At 42.3% G+C, this 246-nt stretch carries 1 protein-coding gene; it reads right to left on the bottom strand.

Annotation, left to right across the window (positions count from 1 at the left end):
• Positions 1-246 (bottom strand): thioredoxin family protein (locus tag QN347_RS20610; RefSeq protein WP_323494520.1); only part of this gene is annotated, 246 nt, incomplete at both ends.

Here is a 246-nt window from a genome sequence, read left to right as displayed (position 1 = left end):
AGTAATTTCTTCTCCGCGCTGATTAAAGAAAATAATCCCAGGCGGACCAAACAAACCAAAGCGTTTCAGTAATACTTTGTCATCTGCATTATTGGCGGTGACGTCGACTTGCAGCAATAACATCTGGTCCATTTTTGCCTTCACTTTATCATCGGTGAAAGTCAATTTTTCCATCTCTTTACAAGAGACGCACCAGTCAGCATAAAAATCTAATAGCGCCGCTTTACCTTTTGATTGCGCCAGGGC

Origin of the sequence: Sphingomonas sp. 10B4 (genome assembly GCF_035019905.1) — a bacterium.
GTDB classification, from domain to species: Bacteria; Pseudomonadota; Alphaproteobacteria; order Sphingomonadales; family Sphingomonadaceae; genus Sphingomonas; species Sphingomonas glacialis.
This window is presented reverse-complemented; position numbering and strand designations above follow the sequence as displayed.